The organism is Caldicellulosiruptor naganoensis, from assembly GCF_026914285.1.
In the GTDB taxonomy this organism is placed as follows: Bacteria; Bacillota; Thermoanaerobacteria; order Caldicellulosiruptorales; family Caldicellulosiruptoraceae; genus Caldicellulosiruptor; species Caldicellulosiruptor naganoensis.
This window is the reverse complement of sequence record NZ_CP113864.1, coordinates 1,682,904-1,700,420: the sequence shown is the minus strand read 5'-3', so window position 1 is coordinate 1,700,420 and position 17,517 is coordinate 1,682,904. Positions and strand designations below refer to the sequence as shown.

Here is a 17,517-nt window from a genome sequence, read left to right as displayed (position 1 = left end):
GATGTTTAAAAACGTATTTTTTACTCTTTTATGTGTATTCCATAGTCAATAAGAGCTTTTTTAAGTATCTCTCTATTTTTCTCAGTCATTGTAGTAAGCGGCAGTCTTGGCCTTCCGACATTGAATCCCATCATATTCATAGCTTCTTTTACAGGTATTGGATTTACCTCAATAAATAATGCTTTGATAATTGGAAGTAGCTTTAGCTGCAGCTCTTTTGCCTTTTCAACCTGACCGTTTAAGAAGTACTCAACAATATCATGTGTCTCATCAGGCAAAATGTTAGCAAGAACTGAGATCACACCAATTCCACCAACAGAGAGTACTGGTACAATCTGATCGTCATTTCCAGAGTAGATGTCAATGTCAGGGCAGAGCATAGCAATTTCTGCAACCTGTGTGATATTTCCGCTTGCTTCTTTGATAGCTCTGATATTAGGAAGTTTTGAAAGCTCCTTCATTGTCTCGGGCAGTATATTTAGCCCTGTTCTTGATGGAACATTGTAGACAATTATAGGGATTGACACAGCGTCGTTTATTTCTTTAAAGTGTTCAATCAGACCTTTTTGGGTTGTCTTGTTGTAGTAAGGTGTTACATGCAAAAGACCATCTGCACCAAGCTCCTGAGCTTTTTTGGAAAGATATACTGCATGTTTTGTATGGTTGCTGCCAACACCTGCAATGACAGGTTTTCTGCCAGCTACCCTATCAATGACAAATCTAATTACCTCTAAATGTTCATCATCTGGCATTGTCGAAGGCTCGCCGGTTGTACCGCATACGATGATAGCATCTGTTTTGTGCTCAAGATGAAAATCAACAAGCCTCCCAAGAACTTCAAAATCCACGCTTTCCTCGTCCTTAAAAGGTGTTATCAAGGCAACACCTGAGCCTTTAAAAATTGGCATAGCAATAAAACCTCCCATTTATTCAAAACATTAAATTATGGTCAAACTAAAAAAATTAACTAAAGAAATACTCAATTACCTTCTCAGCTATCTGAACAGCATTTGTAGCGGCACCTTTTCTGATATTGTCAGCAACAACCCAAAGATTTACACCACTTTCAACAGATTCATCTCTTCTGATTCTTCCAACATACACTTCATCCTTACCAGATACATAGATTGGCATTGGGTACAAAAGATTTTCTGGGTCGTCCTGAACAACAACACCCGGTGCCTGTCTTAAAGTTTCTTTTAATTCTTCTAAATCAAATTGTTTTTCAAATTCAACGTTAATGGACTCACTATGACCATTGAAAACAGGTACCCTTACGGTTGTTGCTGTAATTTTGATAGAGTCATCATGCAAAATCTTCCTTGTTTCATTTATCATCTTCATCTCTTCTTTTGTATATCCATTTTCTAAGAAAACGTCAATATGAGGAATTACATTTCCTGCAATTGGATATGGAAATTTTTTTGGTGGTGCACCTTTTAAACCTTCTTCCAAATCTAAATATCCTTGATATCCAGCACCTGAGACAGCCTGATATGTCGAGTACACAATTCTCTTTATTTTGTATTTGTCGTGCAAAGGCTTTAGAACAACAACTGCCTGAATTGTTGAGCAGTTTGGATTTGCGATAATTCCCTTATGCCACTTGATATCCTCTGGATTTACCTCTGGGACAACCAAAGGAACGTCTTTTTCCATACGCCATGCACTTGAGTTGTCAATTACAATGCAGCCTTTGGAAGCTGCAATTGGTGCAAAGTGAAGAGAGGTGGATGCACCGGCTGAGAAAAGAGCAATGTCTATTCCTCTGTCAAATGAATCTTCTTTTAACTCTTCAACAATGTATTCCTTTCCCATAAACTCAACCTTTGTACCAGCTGACCTGCTTGATGCAAAGAGGTAATATTCCTCAACAGGAAGATTTCTCTCTTCTAACACCTTCAAAAATGTTCTTCCAACCATACCAGTTGCGCCGACTATTGCCATTTTGATTTTTCTTGCCACTTTGTATAGACCTCCTCTAAAAATATTTTAATTTAAAGCTGAGAATAAAATCAAATAAAACTAAAAAAGCTGGTTTTTGAGCCAGCTTCTGTTAATATATTGTACTACAAGCATACAATATATTAACAGATAGCGCTCCACCAATTTTTCAATTGGTGACAGTTGCATGGATATTCTCCATGCACCCAGGGAAGTTTCCAAGAAGAAAGAAACTCCCTTCGGCGTCTTTTCCTTTCAGCAGGTTTCATCTGTGTCTTCTTTCACATCCACCTGCCTACTCTTAAAAGACGCGCCTCTATCTATTAATATATTATGAGCTATTCACTTGTGGTATTTATTTAATAATACCATTAAGATTCTTTGTATGTCAAATTTTTTTGAAAGACTAAGAGGTTTTTTCATGTGATATAATTTAAATATCGAAAAGTAAAAGAACAAAAAGAAAATGGAGGATGAATGATTTGGAAAAAATTAGAGAAAGATTTGCTAACTTTCAGAAAGCACTTTTGAGATTGAAAGAAGCGGTGTCGGAAAGAAGCGATAATCCTCTTTTGTATGACGGTGCTATTCAAAGATTTGAATTTACCTATGAACTTGCCTGGAAATTATTGAAGGCGTATTTGGAATATCAAGGCATAGTAAATATTTCTTCGCCTAGAGCAGTTTTCAAAGAAGCATTTTCAGTGGGCTTGATTGAAAATCAAGAAAAATGGCTAAGGATGATTGAAGATAGGAACTTGACGGTCCACACCTATGATGAATGTGTTGCCAAAATAATATTTGAGAGAATAAAAAGTGACTACTTACCTTTGTTTGAGGAACTTGAAAAAAAATTGAGGAGTTGATTAAATGAAATTTGGGATTGAAGATGTCATATTTGAGAAAATTATGGAGCTCATCAGAAGTGAAAGGACAATAAAAAAGGCTATATTATTTGGTTCAAGAGCAAGAGGTGATTATAAAATAAATTCGGATATTGACATTGCAATAGTAGTAGATGGTGAAACAACAGCTGGTTTTAAATTAGATTTGGATGAAGCTGCAGGGCTTTATAAGGTTGACTTAGTTGAACTTGAGAAATTAGAAAACGAAACATTCAAAAATAAAATCTTAAAAGAAGGAATTGTAATATTTGAAAGGAGAGTTTAAGTCAAATGTTTAAAGTAGGGATTGGATATGATGTTCACAGATTTGTCGAAGGAAGAAAACTAATCTTGGGTGGTGTTGAGATTCCATTTGAAAAAGGGCTTTTAGGGCATTCTGATGCAGATGTTTTAATTCACGCAATAATTGACGCGATCCTTGGTGCTATGGGTGAAAATGATATTGGAAGGCTGTTTCCTGATACTGATATGAAATACAAGGATGTCTCGAGTATCACTCTTTTAAAGGAAGTTTCAAAGCTTTTGGAAAGTAGAGGCATGAGTATAATTAACATAGATACAACAATAGTTGCACAAAGCCCAAAGATTTCTCCATATACAGATGAGATGAAGACAAACATTGCAAGTGCACTGAATATTGAAAAAAACCAGGTGAATATCAAAGGAAAGACAACTGAAGGCTTGGGGTTTGAAGGGAGAAAAGAAGGGATTTCCGCCTTTGCTGTTGTTTTACTACACGAATAAATGTTTGATAAGTTTTGTTTGAAATGATATAATTTAATTGTCCATATTTTTAATAGCGGATGTGAGAAAATGTTAGATTTTCATAACTTGGTTCAGCAGATAAATGAGAAGAAAAGTAGAATACTGGAAAAGGAAAGAGAGATAAGAGAAAGTATTAATGAAGTTTCTGAATTTTTGTACTCATTAGATGATAAAAAAATAGAAAAGGTACTTTCTAAAATTCCAAGGAAGGATGAGAAAAACGAAATTCTATTTTGCCTTCCATACTATAGCAATTTCAATGAGTTTATGAGAAGTTTTCCTTGTGAGGTTCAGACAAGTTATGAAGTGTTTGCAGTCGATGGCAGCAATACAGAGATTGACAGGCATATTTCGCAGCCTTACTATCTTTTGAACATTGCCTGTGTGGAAATTACTTATGACAGTAAAAATAGCAATTTTAACTATAAAACTCAAGGCTACATTTACCTTGATGAAGAACTTTACTCAAGAAAAGAAGCTCAGGCAATTAAAAACTCATCAGAAATCTCAAGAGAAAGACAGGCAAAAGAGTATATGGCTATCTTAGAGTATGTTGAAAATTCTTTGCCTAAGGATAGCTTAAGACTTGTACTCTATGATGGTAATCTCATTGACTGGACACAAGACAGGCAAGGTTTGCGCTTTGGCAGAAAGGCAAATCCTGAACTTGAAAAGATATTTAATTTGGCAAAACAAAAAAACATTGCAGTTTGTGGTTTCATCTCAATGCCAAAAAACTCTATTATTTCTAATCTTTACAGGATATATAACTGTGCTAAGATGAGGATTGACTGTAAAGAATGCAGTAGCTATGAGAAAAGAAATTGCGAAAAGGTTGAGAGGATAAGAGATGTATTTTTATTTTCACATCTAAAAACTGGTCAGCACTCTAATGTATTTTACACCTTAGGAAGAGCATTTGATGAGTTTGAGGACACAGATATTGCCTTTGTTTACCTTCAAACAGGCTATGAGGTTGCGAGAATTGAGATACCGCTCTATGTTGCAAAAGACCAAAGTTGGCTCAAAAAATGCATTGGTGCAATATACCATCAGTGCCAGATTGGATTTGGATATCCTATATCACTAACACATGCTCATGAGTTTTCTACAATCTCATATCATGACAAAATGGCCATAGAAAATATGCTTGTGGATTTCGGAGAAGATATTTTGCCATATTCTGCAAAGAAAAGTAATAAAATGAAAAGAATAGTTTAAATGAGGAGTTGTTCTGATAATGGCGGTTGGAGAGATAATAGACATTTCCTTTACTCAAATTACATGTGAAGCAAGAGACCTTGACAATATTCCAACAGCTGGGCAATTTATAAAATTTGACCTTGATAGCTATAGAGTTTTAGGGTGTGTTACGAGGTATGACATAGGAAGTATATCACAAGAAGGGTATCCGCGGGCTTTGTGGAAAACAGCTGAGGAGCTTAAAAAATTTTATCCGCAGCTTGACCAAATTTTAAAGGGCTACTTTAAGTGTATAATCCTTGGCTTTATAGCAAATGATAAATTCATAAATTCCCTTCCAGACAGGAGCATAAAGCTCCACACAATGGTTGAATTTGCGGACAAAAAGGATATACTTTTGGCAACCCAGAGTAGCTTATTTTTAAACTCTGTTATAAAAGCAAAGGATGTTGACATTGTTGAAGTGATTCCGTGGATGCTTTACTTTGCCTATGTTGCAAGAGATAGAGACTATGAGTACATAGAACATATGGGGAAAGAGCTCAATATATATCTTAAATATGATTTGAACCTTCTCACACCTATTATTGAGAGGCTGGAAAATCTAATTACAAACCTGTGATGTAAAGGGTGGGAAAAATGCAAGAAAATTTTTATAAACAGCAAAGAATTGGCAAAATCATAGGCGGGTCATTTTTAGAAGGGCTTGCAATAAAGGTAGAAGATGATTCTGCTGTGGAAGATACAAGGATAGGTAGTATCTTGGTTAGCCAGACGGAAAAGAAAAAGTACTACTGTATGCTCACTGACATGGTCATTGAAGGAATGAACAAGCAGTCGTTAGCTGAGCTTCCAAGGGGAAGCAGTTTTTCGCTATTAAACAGAATCACGAGAGGAACTTCAATTTACACAATATTCAAAGCCCAGCCTGTGCTTGCATTTGACCTGCAAGAGGGCAAAAACCAGCCAATAAGAAACATTCCTCTTCATGCATCAAGTGTGAGAAAGGCAACATATGATGATATCCAAGATGTGTTTGGGAGTTTTGAAAAAGACCCAAAGCGCTTTTTCCCAATCGGAAGCGTGCTTGACATGGATGAAAGTACACAGGTGTGTATTGACATTGACAGGTTTATTGAAAGAAGTAGCGGTATTTACGGTCGAACAGGTACAGGAAAGTCATTTATTGCAAGGCTTATAATGGCAGGAATTGTTCTTTCTGACAAAGCTTCTTTGCTGATATTTGACGCGCACTCAGACCATGGCCCGGATAGTGTTGATGAGGAAAATCATCAAGTAAAAGGGTTAAAGAGTCTTTTTGGAAATAAAGTTCAGATAATGACTATTGAGCCAAGTAGCGCAACCAGAGCAGGAGTCCTTCCTATAGAAATTGATGTGAGAGATGTTGAGGTTGAGGACATCTTGTCAATCTCAGAGGAACTAAACTTAAATGAAACAGCTGAACAAGTGATGATTGCGCTCAAAAACAGGTTAGAAGCCCAAGGAAGACATTGGCTTCAGGAAATCTTAGTAAATGGCGAGGATCTTGCTGAAGAGTTTAAAGATGTAGAAGCGGTTGTAAACAGAAGTTCACTTTTAGCGCTTATAAGAAAACTTTCTGTACTAAAAGAACTTCCTTATCTTAAGTATGACAGAAGCGCGGGTACAAATTCTATCGATATAATCTTAGATTACCTTCAAAGAGGAATTAGCGTTGACATAACCTTTGGCAAGGGAGACAAGCTACTTAATTACCTGTTTGTCACAAATGTGCTTTCAAGACGAATATATAACAAGTACATGGAGATGTATGAAAAACACATATCAAACAGAAAAAAATATCCAGCACCAAGACCACTTGTGATTGCCATAGAAGAAGCGCACAGGTTTTTATCACCAGATGTTGCAAAACAGACAATATTTGGAACAATAGCAAGAGAGATGAGAAAGGCAAAGGTAAGTCTTATGTGCATAGACCAACGCCCCTCGCAGATAGACAGTGAGATTGCCTCGCAAATAGGCACAAGGGTGATTTTAGCGCTTTCTGATGAGGCAGATATTGCAAGTGCGCTTGCCGGCATGAAAAATAGCAAGCAGCTTCGGGGTATCATTGAGTCTCTTGATTCAAAGCAACAGGCACTTGTAATTGGTCATGCGGTTCCAATGCCAATTGCAATAAAAACAAAAGGGTATGACCAGAGCTTTTATGATTTTGTTTCCCTCTACACTCCAAAGAGTGATGTTGAAGAAAATTACAAAAAAACACTGGAAGCTGCAGATGAGTTTTTGAAAGAGATGGAATATTAAAATTTTATAAAGGGTGGAATATAAATGCCTATAAAAGGTGTTCACACAGCAGACCTTCATTTCGGTGTGACAACATACAGCAAAGAAACTCCAGATGGGCTTGGTTCACGTGTCCATGATTTTTTCAGAACATTTGATAGGATTTTGGACTATATAAGAAAAGAGAATATAGATCTTTTACTAATTACAGGTGATATTTTCAAAGACAGGGAGCCAAACTCTACCTTGAGAAATATGTTTTACAAAAGGGTTGTTGAGATTGCAAAAGAAGGGGTATTGGTAATAATAGTACCTGGAAATCATGACATGCATCCATTTGAAGCAAGGCATCATACAGTCAAGGTTTTTGAGATATTTGATCAAGAGAATATTGTGGTAATGGATAGCTTTTTTGAAACAAGAGTATTTGATATAAAAGGAGAAAAGGTAAGGGTTATAGCTGTGCCATACCTTTACCTTGAAAGGTTTATAGATAAAACAATTCCTGAAAAGATTGAACAGCTTGAACAAAACATAGCCAATTTTTTCGAAGAGAAATTGGCAGAGGTTTTAGGTTCCTGTGAAGATGATATACCAACAATCTTGGCAGGACATTTTGCAGTTAATGAAGCTGAAGTTGGCAGTGAAAGAATGATTATGATAGGAAAAGATGTGAAAGTGCCACTTTCTGTACTTTTGAATCCAAAACTCAAGTTTGTTGCACTTGGGCACATTCACAAGCCACAGGTTTTGCACTCTGAAAGCCCAGCAGTTGTGTACTGTGGATCACCTGACAGGATAGACTTTTCAGAAGCACAGGACCAAAAGGGGTTTGTGGTGTTTGAAATAGACAAAAACAATTTTTGGTTTGGATTTCAGCCGGTTCTTGTCAGACCATTTTATCAGATTATAATTGATTTGTTTGAAGCAGACGGTGATGTGAATGAAACACTCTTTTCAGAAATAGATAGAAAAATAAAGAGTTTAGAAGAAAATTCGGGCAATGTAAAAGCATCGATTTTGAAACTTACAATAAAAACACAGAGCTTGTTAAAAGAAAGGCTTGATTTGAACAAGGTAGAAAAATATTTGAAAGATATCTGTTTCATTTTAGCTCCAATTGAAATAGAAGTGACAGATGTCAAAAGGGATTTTAGAATTGCTGACGTTGATGAAAAATCAGACCCTGTTTTTGCGTTTGAAAGATTCTTGTCTGCAAGTCCAAAGTATAAAGATATAAAGAACAAGAATGACATTGTTACAACTTTCAAGGCCTTGTTAGAAGAAGTGAAAAAAATCTAAAAAGGTGGAGGTTTAAAGAATTGAGACCGCTTTTTTTGAAAATTGAGAATTTCAAGTCTTATGGAGAAAGTCAAAACCAGATAGATTTTAATAATATAAAAGTTGCGTGCATTGTAGGTAAAAACGGCAATGGAAAATCCTCTATTGCAGAGGCGATTGCATGGGCGCTTTTTGGCGAGTTTGAAAGGCTTCAAACTGGCAAACGTGGAAAGATCTCGGAGACAGAATATATAAACGCACATAAAGATTACATGCAAGTTGAGTTTGAGTTCGAGATAGATGGTGTAATATACAGAGTTGTTAGAAGACTTGACAGAAGAGGAAAAAAATATCTTTCTCTTTTTATGAAGAAAAACGATGTGCTCATTCCCATTACTGAGGCAAACTACACCCAGACACAAAATAGGCTTGAGAAGATTTTAGGAATTGACTTTAACGTGTTTTTGCACTCTGCATACCTTTCTCAGAAACGAACAGAAGACTTTTTATTGTCTTCTCCAGAAGACAGGCGTGAGATTTTGGCTAAAATCTTAAACCTTAGCATATACGACCAAATAAACGAGCTTGCAAAAGAAAAGAGAAAAGAAAAGAAGGTATTGCTTGACATTAAAATCAAGGAAAATGAAGAAAATATAAAGATTGCTTCTGAAGAAGAGAATATCAAAAGGGCTATTATAGGTCTTGAGGAAAAATCAAAAAAGATTGCAAACGAGTTAGACACTCTAAAAAATGAGCTGAATAATCTTGTGGATCAGAAGTACCAAACAGAGCAAAAACTCAAAGATATCAGAAGGAAAAGGGAAGAGAAGGATGAGTATGTGAAAAAGCTAAATGAGATCAAAAAAAGGATTGAAAATACGCAAAGTGATCTTTTAAAAATAGAAGATGATCTTAAAAACGAACCTGAAATAACTTCAAAAGCTAAGGAGTATGAGCAACTAAAATCTACTTTAGAATGTCTTCAAAAAGATTACGAAACATATATATCACTTAAAAATAATATAGCACTTGTTGAAAAAGAGAAAAACAGCAAAGAAGAACAAAAAAAGATATTTGAAAAGTCTATAGAAGAATATAATACTAAGATTACCAATGAGGCTGCGGAACTTTCTAAATACCAGCAGGAACTGAAACACTTGGAGATGGAAATTTCAAGTGTTGAAAAAGAGCTTGAAAAAGTAAAAAAGCTGAAGTGCCAGTTAGATACAAAAAAAGAAGAGATTACAAAGATTGAAAAGGTTTTAGAGGTGTTTGAGAGCAAGCTCAAAGAACTTGCAACAAGTTACAGATTAATTGAGTCAAATAAAGGGAAATGTCCTGTATGTCTGCGAGAGATAAAGGGTGATGAGGAAAAGGAACATATTAAAAAAGAAATAGCAACTCAAGGTAAAGAGTATAAAGAAAAGAAAGAAGTGCTAAGTGCAAAATTATCAAACCTCAAAAAAGAATATCAACAACTCGAAGAAAAAGTTAAACAGGAAGATGCTTTGCGTTCAAAAGAAAAGAAACTTCATGGGCTTTTTGAAAACTTAAAAGCAAAGATAGACCAGAAGAACAAGAACATAGAGAACTTGCGAAACTCAATTTCAGAAAGCCAACAGAGGATAAATCTTTGTGATGATGAGATATCAAAACTTGAGAAAAAGCTTCAAGATTTGAAAAATGAACTTAATAGACTGAACTTTGATGGGGTAAATTACAGCCGTGTTTCTAAAAGAGTAAAAGAACTTGAAGTGTATTCACGCCTTTTAAAAGAGATAGAGATAAGCAAAGTTAAAGCAGAGAATCTTAAAAACAACCTCCTTGAGTATCAAAATGAAGCTCAACAGCTTGTCAAAAAAATCCAAGAAATAGACGAACAGCTTTTGCAGATGGTTTCTGATTCGCCAGAAGAAAACCTCAAGGAAATTCAGTCAAATATAAATACCTATGAGAGCAAGATCAAAAATCTTCAGGAAGACTTAACTTCTGTTCTAAAAGAAATAGGCATTTTTGAGCAAAAGCTTGAACAAGCAAAACAAGCAAAGGAAAAGGTAATTGCACTTGAGAAAGAGATGGAGGACATAAAAAGAGAAATAGAAGTTTATGACATCATCATTGACATAACTGGTCCTGATGGAATAAAAAATGAGATAATTGCCAACACCCTGCCACTTATCAGAGATGAGGCAAACAGGCTTTTGAAACTTTTGACAAACGGTGCTTTTTCAATTGACTTTAAAACCCAAAAGGAGACAGCTTCTGGTAAAACAATAGAGACACTTCAAATAGAGATTTCAGATATAAACGGTACAAGAAACTATGAACTTTTTTCAGGTGGTGAGCTTTTCAGAATCAACTTTGCAATCAGAATAGCTCTTGCAAAGGTGCTTTTAAAAAGGGCAGGTGCTTCAATTAGAATGCTTATCTTGGACGAAGGTTTTGGCTCACAGGACGAAGAAGGAAAAGACCATATAATAGAGTGTTTGAATCAAATCAAAGACCAATTTGACACGATACTTGTAATAACCCACATTGAGGACTTGATGGATGCATTTGACCAGAGAATAGTTGTAAAAAAAGATATGGAAGGATCTAAAATTTTTGTTGTATAATATATGAGTATTCACAGCAAAAATGAGGAGGTAAAAGAATATGGCAAAAACCAAGTTTCCAGGATTTGGTAGCGGGTTTAACATAAATCAGCTTCAAAAACAGGCAAAAAAAATGCAAGAGGAGATTGAAAAGCTGCAAGAGGAACTTAACCAGAGAGAACTTGAAGTTACTGCTGGCGGCGGTGCTGTGAAGGTTGTTATAAATGGCAAAAAGGAAATTAAAAGCATTGAAATTTCACCAGAGGTTGTTGACCCAGATGACATAGAAACACTTCAAGATTTGATTGTTGCCTGTGTAAATGAGGCAATCAGAAAAGTTGAAAAGATGATAGAAGAAGAGATGCAAAAGATTACAGGTTTGGGGCTTCCAGGTCTTTTTTAAGATGAGGTTGATAAAGTATGCAAAAAGAAAATGCTATATCAAAACTTATCCAGCAGCTTGAAAAGCTACCTGGGATTGGTCAGAAAACTGCCCAGAGGCTTGCCTTTTATATCATTAACATGAAAAGCGAAGATGTCAAAGCACTTGCTGAAGCAATCTTAAGTGCCAAGAATAGTACAAAGCTTTGCAGGATATGCTGTAACTTCACAGAAGGAGATATTTGTCATATATGCAGTGATGATAAAAGAGACAGGAGCATAATCTGTGTTGTTGAAGAACCCCAGGACGTTGTGGCGCTTGAGAAGGTAAAGGAATACAAAGGACTTTACCATGTACTGCATGGTGCAATATCACCACTCAAAGGCAAGTATCCTGAACAGTTGACAATTGATGTTCTTCTAAAAAGGCTTGCGGACACAACGGTTAAAGAAGTAATTATTGCTACAAACCCGGATGTGGACGGTGAAGCAACAGCCTCATATTTAGCAAGGCTTATAAAGCCAATGGGCATTAAAGTAACAAGGATTGCCCGCGGAATTCCGGTTGGCGGCGATATTGAATATGCAGATGAGGTAACAATTCTCAAAGCAATTGAAGGAAGAAAAGAGATTTAGTGTTATATCAAAGCAAATATTGGTGCATAATATATAAAAGAAATATTTCTTAGGCAGTTTAAAAGATGAATATGGAAGTTTTAAGCATTATCTCAAACCAAGTATCTGATGTAGAGTTGCTTTTGCAGATTAAAAACCGAAAAGAAAAGGATTATGAGTACTTACTCAAATACGTAAAAGGACTTTTAGAAGGCGCAAATACTCTTTTTAACTACTCTTCAGACCAAGATTTGATTGAGATTGCCATCTATCAACAGATACTTGCTGAGAAGTGGCTAAACTACTTGTATAAGCTCCTAAAAAAGAGGCTGTCCAAAAACAATAATTTTTAATAACCAAAATCAAGCATTTGATGGTATTTAATGTTAATATTGAACTATGCAGTAAAAAGCAAGAGGGTTGGCTGGCAATTTTGCCCCAACCCCCTATTATTATCTTCGCCAATCTTTCTATGTTATAGGCAATACAAACCAAACTCTACTTTAGCTTCACACCCTTCATACCCCTGAGCAGGAATCTCCTAAACCCTTTATTGTTCTTTATTATCCCAAATACTGTCTCAACTTCTATCTTCCTTTTTTCGTAAATCTCTTCGCCTTCTCTACTTAACAGCCTTTGCCTCACCTCTTCCTTCAATTTCTCTAACCTCGGTCTTATACTAAATCTCTTCTTCCATCTCTTACCTTTATAACATTTTTCTCTGTGTTCACAACCATTACAAATATCTTCACATTGATATACCTTCTCATAACTTACAAATCCTCTCTCATTTGCACTTATCTTCGGATATAAGTATTTCACCTTCTTACCAGCAGGACAAATATATGCATCTTCTTCAGCTATGTACTCCCAGTTCCTTACATTGAAAATATCCTTCTTAAATCTTCTTGTCTGTTCCAAGTCAAATGTGCTATACTTAATGTAGCTATTTATGCCACATTCTTTCAGATGAAGGTAGTTTTCTTCAGACCCATAGCCACTGTCTGCTACAATGTTCTTTGGCATGAAACCTGTTATCTTCGTCACAAGCTCAAGGTGTTCCTTTAGACAGACAGTGTCTGTGGGACTTTGGTGGATGCTAAAACCTATGACAAATCGGTTCTGTGTGCCGATTTGTACATTATACCCGGGTTTTAGCATCCCATTTTTCATATGGTCATCCTTCATCCTCATAAATGTGGCATCATTGTCTGTTTTTGAAAAACTATTCCTGCCATTTAAGATCTGCTCATAAGACTCATATTTCTTGAGTCTTAATACGCAGTTGTTTTGGAGAGTTTTTACAAGCTTTTTCACTCTCCTTTCTTTCCTTTTGCTCCCAAAGTTAGCTTCTGCTATCTTTTGGGAGAGTTCTTCAACTTTTTGTTCAAGCTCTTGGCTATCATAATCAGCTTCTAAATTGACATCCAACTCGCCAAGAATTCTGTCTTCTTCCTCATTTATCCTCTCTATTTCATTAAGAATTTCTCTTACTTTTTCTCTTAATTTCTTTTTGTATGTTCTTGTACTTCTTGCCCATACAAATGTATACTTGTTCGCATTTGCTTCAATCTTTGTCCCGTCAAGGTAGTAATACTCAAAGTTTACATACCCCAGTTTTACAAGAAGTTCAATAACTTGTGCGAAAATCTCTTCAATGCAATCACCTATTATCTCTTTTCTGAATCTATTGATAGTTCTGAAATCAGGGGTTTGAAGTTTTGAAAGCCACATAAAGGTTATATTCTCTTGAAGTGCTTTTGCTATCTTTCTTGAAGAGTATATCCCCTGTATGTAAGCATAGATAAGTACTTTCAAAAGCATCAAAGGATGGTAGCTGGAAGTCCCACCACCTTTGTATTTCTCTACTATGGTTGAGATATCTATTTTATCAATGATTTTATCGATTGCTCTTACTAGATGAGTTTGAGGGATAAAGGCTTCAGGGTCGATTGGCATTATTAATTGGTTGGGGTTATATTCTTTGAAGACTATTTTATCATGTTTGCGTGGCATATTAATCCTCCTTATGTAATCATTTCTGAGATATTATATCATAAATATCTCACAATGTAAATACAGTAAAAATAAAGAGGCTGTCACCTCATCTTTTTAGACAGCCTCTTTTTATTTTTGGTTTTACATAAAATAGATTAAAGAAACTATTTCTTAAGGAAGATATTAAATTGCAAGATGAAAATATTGGATTTTCTAATTAGATTTTTGTTCACTTGCTGTTTTATTGTGCTTTTTAATTTCTTATTTGAACCATACGGACTTCACATTGGGTTTAACATTGTAAACCTTGCAGTTGGTACATTAATAGGATTTCCCGGTTTTGCCTTGCTTTTTATTCTGGCCTTTCTTTTTAGGTAGAAAAATATATTCAGGTAGCTTTATTAATTCTTTCTTTTCCAGCACTCCGATTAAATAGCCTGTCCAGGAGGAAACTGGTAAAAACAATGTGGTTATCCAGTAAGTTATTATTATAACGTTGACTGAATGCTCAGCTTTTGCAATCTCATCTGCATATGAATACACTCCAATAAAAGGGGAGTTCCAAAGTCTGAATGCCACATTTGCCCAGTGAGAGTTTAAAAAACCCTTATCGTTCAGAGATACATAATTTGTTGCTAATATAGTTAAAATAATTGTGGGAAGTGAAGCAATAGCTACAGCTAAGACACCTTCCAAAAAAGACAATGCATCTCTTTTTTTTGCATGGAATCTGCCGCTTGAAAAATTACCGTACAAATAAAGCAGGCAGATAACTATGCCACTTATGAGCTGGGAGGTTATTCCTCTAAAGAGGGAGAAATATAAGTACATAAACGCTAAAAATATGACTGTTGTTAGAAAGTGATTTTTCAAAATGTGTAGACTATACAGAAATATCTTTTTGGCTTTCATTTTGTACGCTGACCATTTATAGTTTCTTAAAGATATTTCAAATTGCTCTTTTGAACGCCTGTATTCATAGTTACCAGGGTCACGATTATACGCTTCGATAAAGTATCGATATGCTTGATTTATCCATCCTCTTTTTTGATATATAATACCCATTAAATAGAACCATTCTGCGTCATTTCGAGGATTCTGATTTAGCAAAATTTCGGCCTGAGATATATTATCCTGCATAATTAATTCTCTTACTTGATGATAGAGAGAGGTTTCCTCGTATGTAGAGTATTTATTGTTTGAATATTGATTGTTGGTAAGGATATTATATGCTTCATTTATTTCTTTTAATTTTTCTTCTGCAAGCTCCCTTAAAGGATTATCTTTGAACTTATCCGGATGGTACTTTTTAACAAGTTCAAAATATGCCCTTTTAATTTCTTCCTTTGAAGCACCCTTTTGCACACCCAAAACCTCATATGGGTCTCTCATTATTCTTTCAACTCCTTGAAAAAGTTTGTTGCAAATCGATCCAAAATTTCCTGTTGTTTCAAGTACATGCCTACCTGAACGATGTTATCCAGTATTGAATTATTCATACTATTTTGAAATAGTCACATAATATAGCAAGATGATTCTCCACATTGACCTTCAAATACTCAGTTCATATTCAAAAAGATCTTTATCTTGCCTGCACTTCTTAACATGATGTTATAACACAGTATCTTATTTCTTCTTATTCAAAGAGCTTTATACTATTACCATTATATCAAAGTTTGCAATTGAAATAAATTAGATATATACTTTATCTATATACGAAATAAAAGGAGTGCAAAGTCTATTGGCTGTACTTGTGACAGGTGGTGCAGGCTTTATTGGCTCACATATTGTAGACAAGCTGATTGAGAAGAACTATGATGTGTGTGTTGTTGATAACTTGAGTTCAGGAAATCTCAAAAATATAAATCCAAAAGCCAAATTTTATAAACTTGACATTCGAGATAACTTGGAAGATGTATTTAAAGAGAACAAAATTGAATATTGTATTCATCAGGCAGCACAGGTAAGTGTGACAAAGTCAATGGAAGACCCAATTTTGGACTGTAGCGTGAATATTTTGGGTACGCTGAATTTATTGAGTTTTTGCGCAAAGTACGAGATAAAAAAGTTTATCTATGCTTCATCAGCTGCAGTCTATGGAGAGCCTCAGTATCTTCCTATAGATGAAAGTCACCCAAAAAATCCGATGTCATTTTACGGGATATCTAAGCTCACGGCAGAAAAGTATATAGAGAGATTTGCACAAAGTTATGGCTTTGTGTACGTTATCTTCAGATATTCAAATGTCTATGGACCAAGGCAGGACCCATTTGGAGAAGGTGGAGTTGTTTCAATATTTTGTGAGAGAATGCAAAATGGCAAAGATGTTGTGATTTTTGGTGATGGCAATCAAACTCGAGATTTTATATTTGTAGAAGATGTTGCTGAAGCAAATTATCTTGCACTTCAAAATCCGATAAAAGGTACATTTAATTTGAGTACAAATACAAGAGTTTCTATAAATGAGCTATTTGAAATAATTTCAGGCTTGACAGGATATCAAAAAAGTGCTGTATATACGCAAAAAAGACCAGGGGATATTCAACACAGCACGCTTGACAACAGTTTACTAAAAAGTCTGCTTTCGTGGAGTCCAAAATATTCGTTAAAAGAAGGGCTTACAAAAACCATTGAATATTTTAAAAATAGAACTGTTTAGCAAAGGATGAATATGGGTATCATTATATTGTTATAAAAACAAAACCATTTTTAGAAAAGGGGTAGTTTTGAGATGATAAAAAGAGGCTTTAGATATCAAACAGGTGAGATTGAAGAGATTGCAAAACTTTTGAAAGAAGGCAATATTCCTGAGGTTGACATTGACTTTGAGAGGGAGATTGAAGAGGTTATATCTGACCTAAAAGTGTACGGATTTGAGGTTGCCAAAGAAAATAGCTATGATTACGATGCAGTTAATAAGATAGAACATCCAGATTTTATGTTCAGGTTAAAGTTGATTGACACGGCTACTGGTAAGACTTGCTTTGTAGACTTTTACGAAGGGCCAAAGGATGAGGATGATGGTTATGATGAAATTTGGTGGGGATAATATAGTGTAGATGAATTTCATGTTGACATGTGCCAATTTTTATACTACAATAGTTTATATTTAGAAAAGAGGTGAAATTTTATGGATATGTTTGCAGACAATGTTGTAACATTAGTAGATGAGGAAGGAAGAGAGATATCATTTGAAATGCTCGATAAGGTTAATTACAATGGCAATGACTATATAGTCCTTCTTCCTTTAGAAGAGATTGAAAAGGAAGATGAGGAGGCAGAAGTCATCATCTTGCGAATCGAAGATAGAGATGGCGAAGAGGTTTATGTTGGTGTAGAAGATGAGGAAGAGCTTGAAAACGTATTTGAAATCTTCCAGTCCCGCTTTGACGATGAAGACTTTGACATGTATGATGAAGAAGATGAAGAATAAGTGGGAAAATAAAGCACGACCAATTTATTTTATGGTCGTGCTTTATTTTTTTGTTGTAAATTATGGTATAATAATAACTAAAAAGTTTAAAATTTTATTCTCCACAAAGAAT

General features: G+C 35.3%; 18 protein-coding genes, 2 pseudogenes and 1 riboswitch. Of the genes and pseudogenes, 15 read left to right on the top strand and 5 right to left on the bottom strand.

Annotated features, from left to right (window positions below; all coding sequences use genetic code 11):
• Nucleotides 1-20 precede the first annotated feature (20 nt).
• Both dapA and OTJ99_RS08495 read right to left on the bottom strand, forming a co-directional pair.
• On the bottom strand, nucleotides 21-908 hold the full coding sequence (gene dapA, locus OTJ99_RS08500; RefSeq protein WP_045165810.1) for a 4-hydroxy-tetrahydrodipicolinate synthase: 888 nt from the start codon (nucleotides 906-908) through the stop codon (nucleotides 21-23).
• Between the two features lie 55 nt (nucleotides 909-963).
• On the bottom strand, nucleotides 964-1,947 hold the full coding sequence (locus OTJ99_RS08495; RefSeq protein WP_045165900.1) for an aspartate-semialdehyde dehydrogenase: 984 nt from the start codon (nucleotides 1,945-1,947) through the stop codon (nucleotides 964-966).
• A 140-nt stretch (nucleotides 1,948-2,087) separates the two neighbouring features.
• Nucleotides 2,088-2,271: riboswitch (Lysine riboswitch) on the bottom strand.
• A 155-nt stretch (nucleotides 2,272-2,426) separates the two neighbouring features.
• Between OTJ99_RS08495 and OTJ99_RS08490 the strand changes: the two genes are divergently transcribed.
• From OTJ99_RS08490 to OTJ99_RS08440, 11 genes are all read left to right on the top strand, one after another.
• Nucleotides 2,427-2,810, top strand: coding sequence for a nucleotidyltransferase substrate binding protein (locus OTJ99_RS08490; protein ID WP_083943557.1), 384 nt, complete (start codon nucleotides 2,427-2,429; stop codon nucleotides 2,808-2,810).
• 4 nt (nucleotides 2,811-2,814) lie between these two features.
• The gene (locus OTJ99_RS08485; RefSeq protein ID WP_045165812.1) at nucleotides 2,815-3,114 is read left to right on the top strand and encodes a nucleotidyltransferase family protein; all 300 of its coding nucleotides are present in this window, start codon (nucleotides 2,815-2,817) and stop codon (nucleotides 3,112-3,114) included.
• 5 nt (nucleotides 3,115-3,119) lie between these two features.
• Nucleotides 3,120-3,593, top strand: a complete 474-nt coding sequence (gene ispF / locus OTJ99_RS08480) for a 2-C-methyl-D-erythritol 2,4-cyclodiphosphate synthase (RefSeq protein WP_045165813.1) — start codon at nucleotides 3,120-3,122, stop codon at nucleotides 3,591-3,593.
• 69 nt (nucleotides 3,594-3,662) lie between these two features.
• Nucleotides 3,663-4,835, top strand: a complete 1,173-nt coding sequence (locus OTJ99_RS08475; RefSeq protein ID WP_045165814.1) for a DNA double-strand break repair nuclease NurA — start codon at nucleotides 3,663-3,665, stop codon at nucleotides 4,833-4,835.
• Between the two features lie 19 nt (nucleotides 4,836-4,854).
• Nucleotides 4,855-5,439 (top strand): hypothetical protein, encoded by a 585-nt coding sequence (locus tag OTJ99_RS08470; protein WP_045165815.1) that lies wholly within the window; start codon nucleotides 4,855-4,857, stop codon nucleotides 5,437-5,439.
• Between the two features lie 17 nt (nucleotides 5,440-5,456).
• Nucleotides 5,457-7,124: an ATP-binding protein gene (locus tag OTJ99_RS08465; protein ID WP_045165816.1), complete on the top strand. Its 1,668-nt coding sequence runs from the start codon at nucleotides 5,457-5,459 to the stop codon at nucleotides 7,122-7,124.
• A 24-nt stretch (nucleotides 7,125-7,148) separates the two neighbouring features.
• On the top strand, nucleotides 7,149-8,405 hold the full coding sequence (locus OTJ99_RS08460) for a metallophosphoesterase family protein (RefSeq protein ID WP_045165817.1): 1,257 nt from the start codon (nucleotides 7,149-7,151) through the stop codon (nucleotides 8,403-8,405).
• 20 nt (nucleotides 8,406-8,425) lie between these two features.
• Nucleotides 8,426-10,999, top strand: coding sequence for an AAA family ATPase (locus OTJ99_RS08455; RefSeq protein WP_045165818.1), 2,574 nt, complete (start codon nucleotides 8,426-8,428; stop codon nucleotides 10,997-10,999).
• Between the two features lie 40 nt (nucleotides 11,000-11,039).
• A complete protein-coding gene (locus OTJ99_RS08450; RefSeq protein ID WP_045165819.1) occupies nucleotides 11,040-11,381 on the top strand; it encodes a YbaB/EbfC family nucleoid-associated protein in 342 nt (113 codons plus the stop codon).
• A 17-nt stretch (nucleotides 11,382-11,398) separates the two neighbouring features.
• Nucleotides 11,399-11,995, top strand: a complete 597-nt coding sequence (gene recR, locus OTJ99_RS08445; RefSeq protein WP_045165820.1) for a recombination mediator RecR — start codon at nucleotides 11,399-11,401, stop codon at nucleotides 11,993-11,995.
• Nucleotides 11,996-12,060: 65 nt separating this feature from the next.
• Complete coding sequence (locus OTJ99_RS08440; RefSeq protein WP_045165821.1) at nucleotides 12,061-12,327, top strand: hypothetical protein; 267 nt, start codon at nucleotides 12,061-12,063, stop codon at nucleotides 12,325-12,327.
• Here OTJ99_RS08440 and OTJ99_RS08435 read toward each other — a convergent pair.
• Nucleotides 12,299-13,990 (bottom strand): annotated as a pseudogene (locus OTJ99_RS08435) (IS1182 family transposase); the annotation flags it as partial. The gene OTJ99_RS08440 and the pseudogene OTJ99_RS08435 sit on opposite strands and share 29 nt — an antisense overlap.
• Before the next feature lie 177 nt (nucleotides 13,991-14,167).
• Between OTJ99_RS08435 and OTJ99_RS08430 the strand changes: the two are divergent.
• Nucleotides 14,168-14,350 (top strand): pro-sigmaK processing inhibitor BofA family protein, encoded by a 183-nt coding sequence (locus tag OTJ99_RS08430; RefSeq protein WP_083943552.1) that lies wholly within the window; start codon nucleotides 14,168-14,170, stop codon nucleotides 14,348-14,350.
• Here the strand turns inward: OTJ99_RS08430 and OTJ99_RS12545 are convergent.
• Both OTJ99_RS12545 and OTJ99_RS12540 read right to left on the bottom strand, forming a co-directional pair.
• Nucleotides 14,294-14,884, bottom strand: coding sequence for a hypothetical protein (locus OTJ99_RS12545; RefSeq protein WP_045165901.1), 591 nt, complete (start codon nucleotides 14,882-14,884; stop codon nucleotides 14,294-14,296). The two genes, OTJ99_RS08430 and OTJ99_RS12545, sit on opposite strands and share 57 nt — an antisense overlap.
• Nucleotides 14,885-15,190: 306 nt before the next feature.
• Nucleotides 15,191-15,364 (bottom strand): annotated as a pseudogene (locus OTJ99_RS12540) (DnaJ domain-containing protein); the annotation flags it as partial.
• A gap of 349 nt (nucleotides 15,365-15,713) precedes the next feature.
• Here OTJ99_RS12540 and OTJ99_RS08420 point away from each other — a divergent pair.
• The 3 genes from OTJ99_RS08420 to OTJ99_RS08410 all read left to right on the top strand — a co-directional run bounded on the left by OTJ99_RS08420 (nucleotide 15,714) and on the right by OTJ99_RS08410 (nucleotide 17,405).
• Nucleotides 15,714-16,631 (top strand): NAD-dependent epimerase/dehydratase family protein, encoded by a 918-nt coding sequence (locus tag OTJ99_RS08420; protein ID WP_045165822.1) that lies wholly within the window; start codon nucleotides 15,714-15,716, stop codon nucleotides 16,629-16,631.
• A 72-nt stretch (nucleotides 16,632-16,703) separates the two neighbouring features.
• Complete coding sequence (locus OTJ99_RS08415; RefSeq protein ID WP_045165823.1) at nucleotides 16,704-17,021, top strand: hypothetical protein; 318 nt, start codon at nucleotides 16,704-16,706, stop codon at nucleotides 17,019-17,021.
• An 81-nt stretch (nucleotides 17,022-17,102) separates the two neighbouring features.
• Nucleotides 17,103-17,405 carry a DUF1292 domain-containing protein gene (locus tag OTJ99_RS08410; RefSeq protein WP_011917127.1) on the top strand — a complete coding sequence of 101 codons (303 nt, stop codon included), beginning with the start codon at nucleotides 17,103-17,105 and terminating at the stop codon, nucleotides 17,403-17,405.
• The last annotated feature ends 112 nt before the right edge of the window (nucleotides 17,406-17,517 follow it).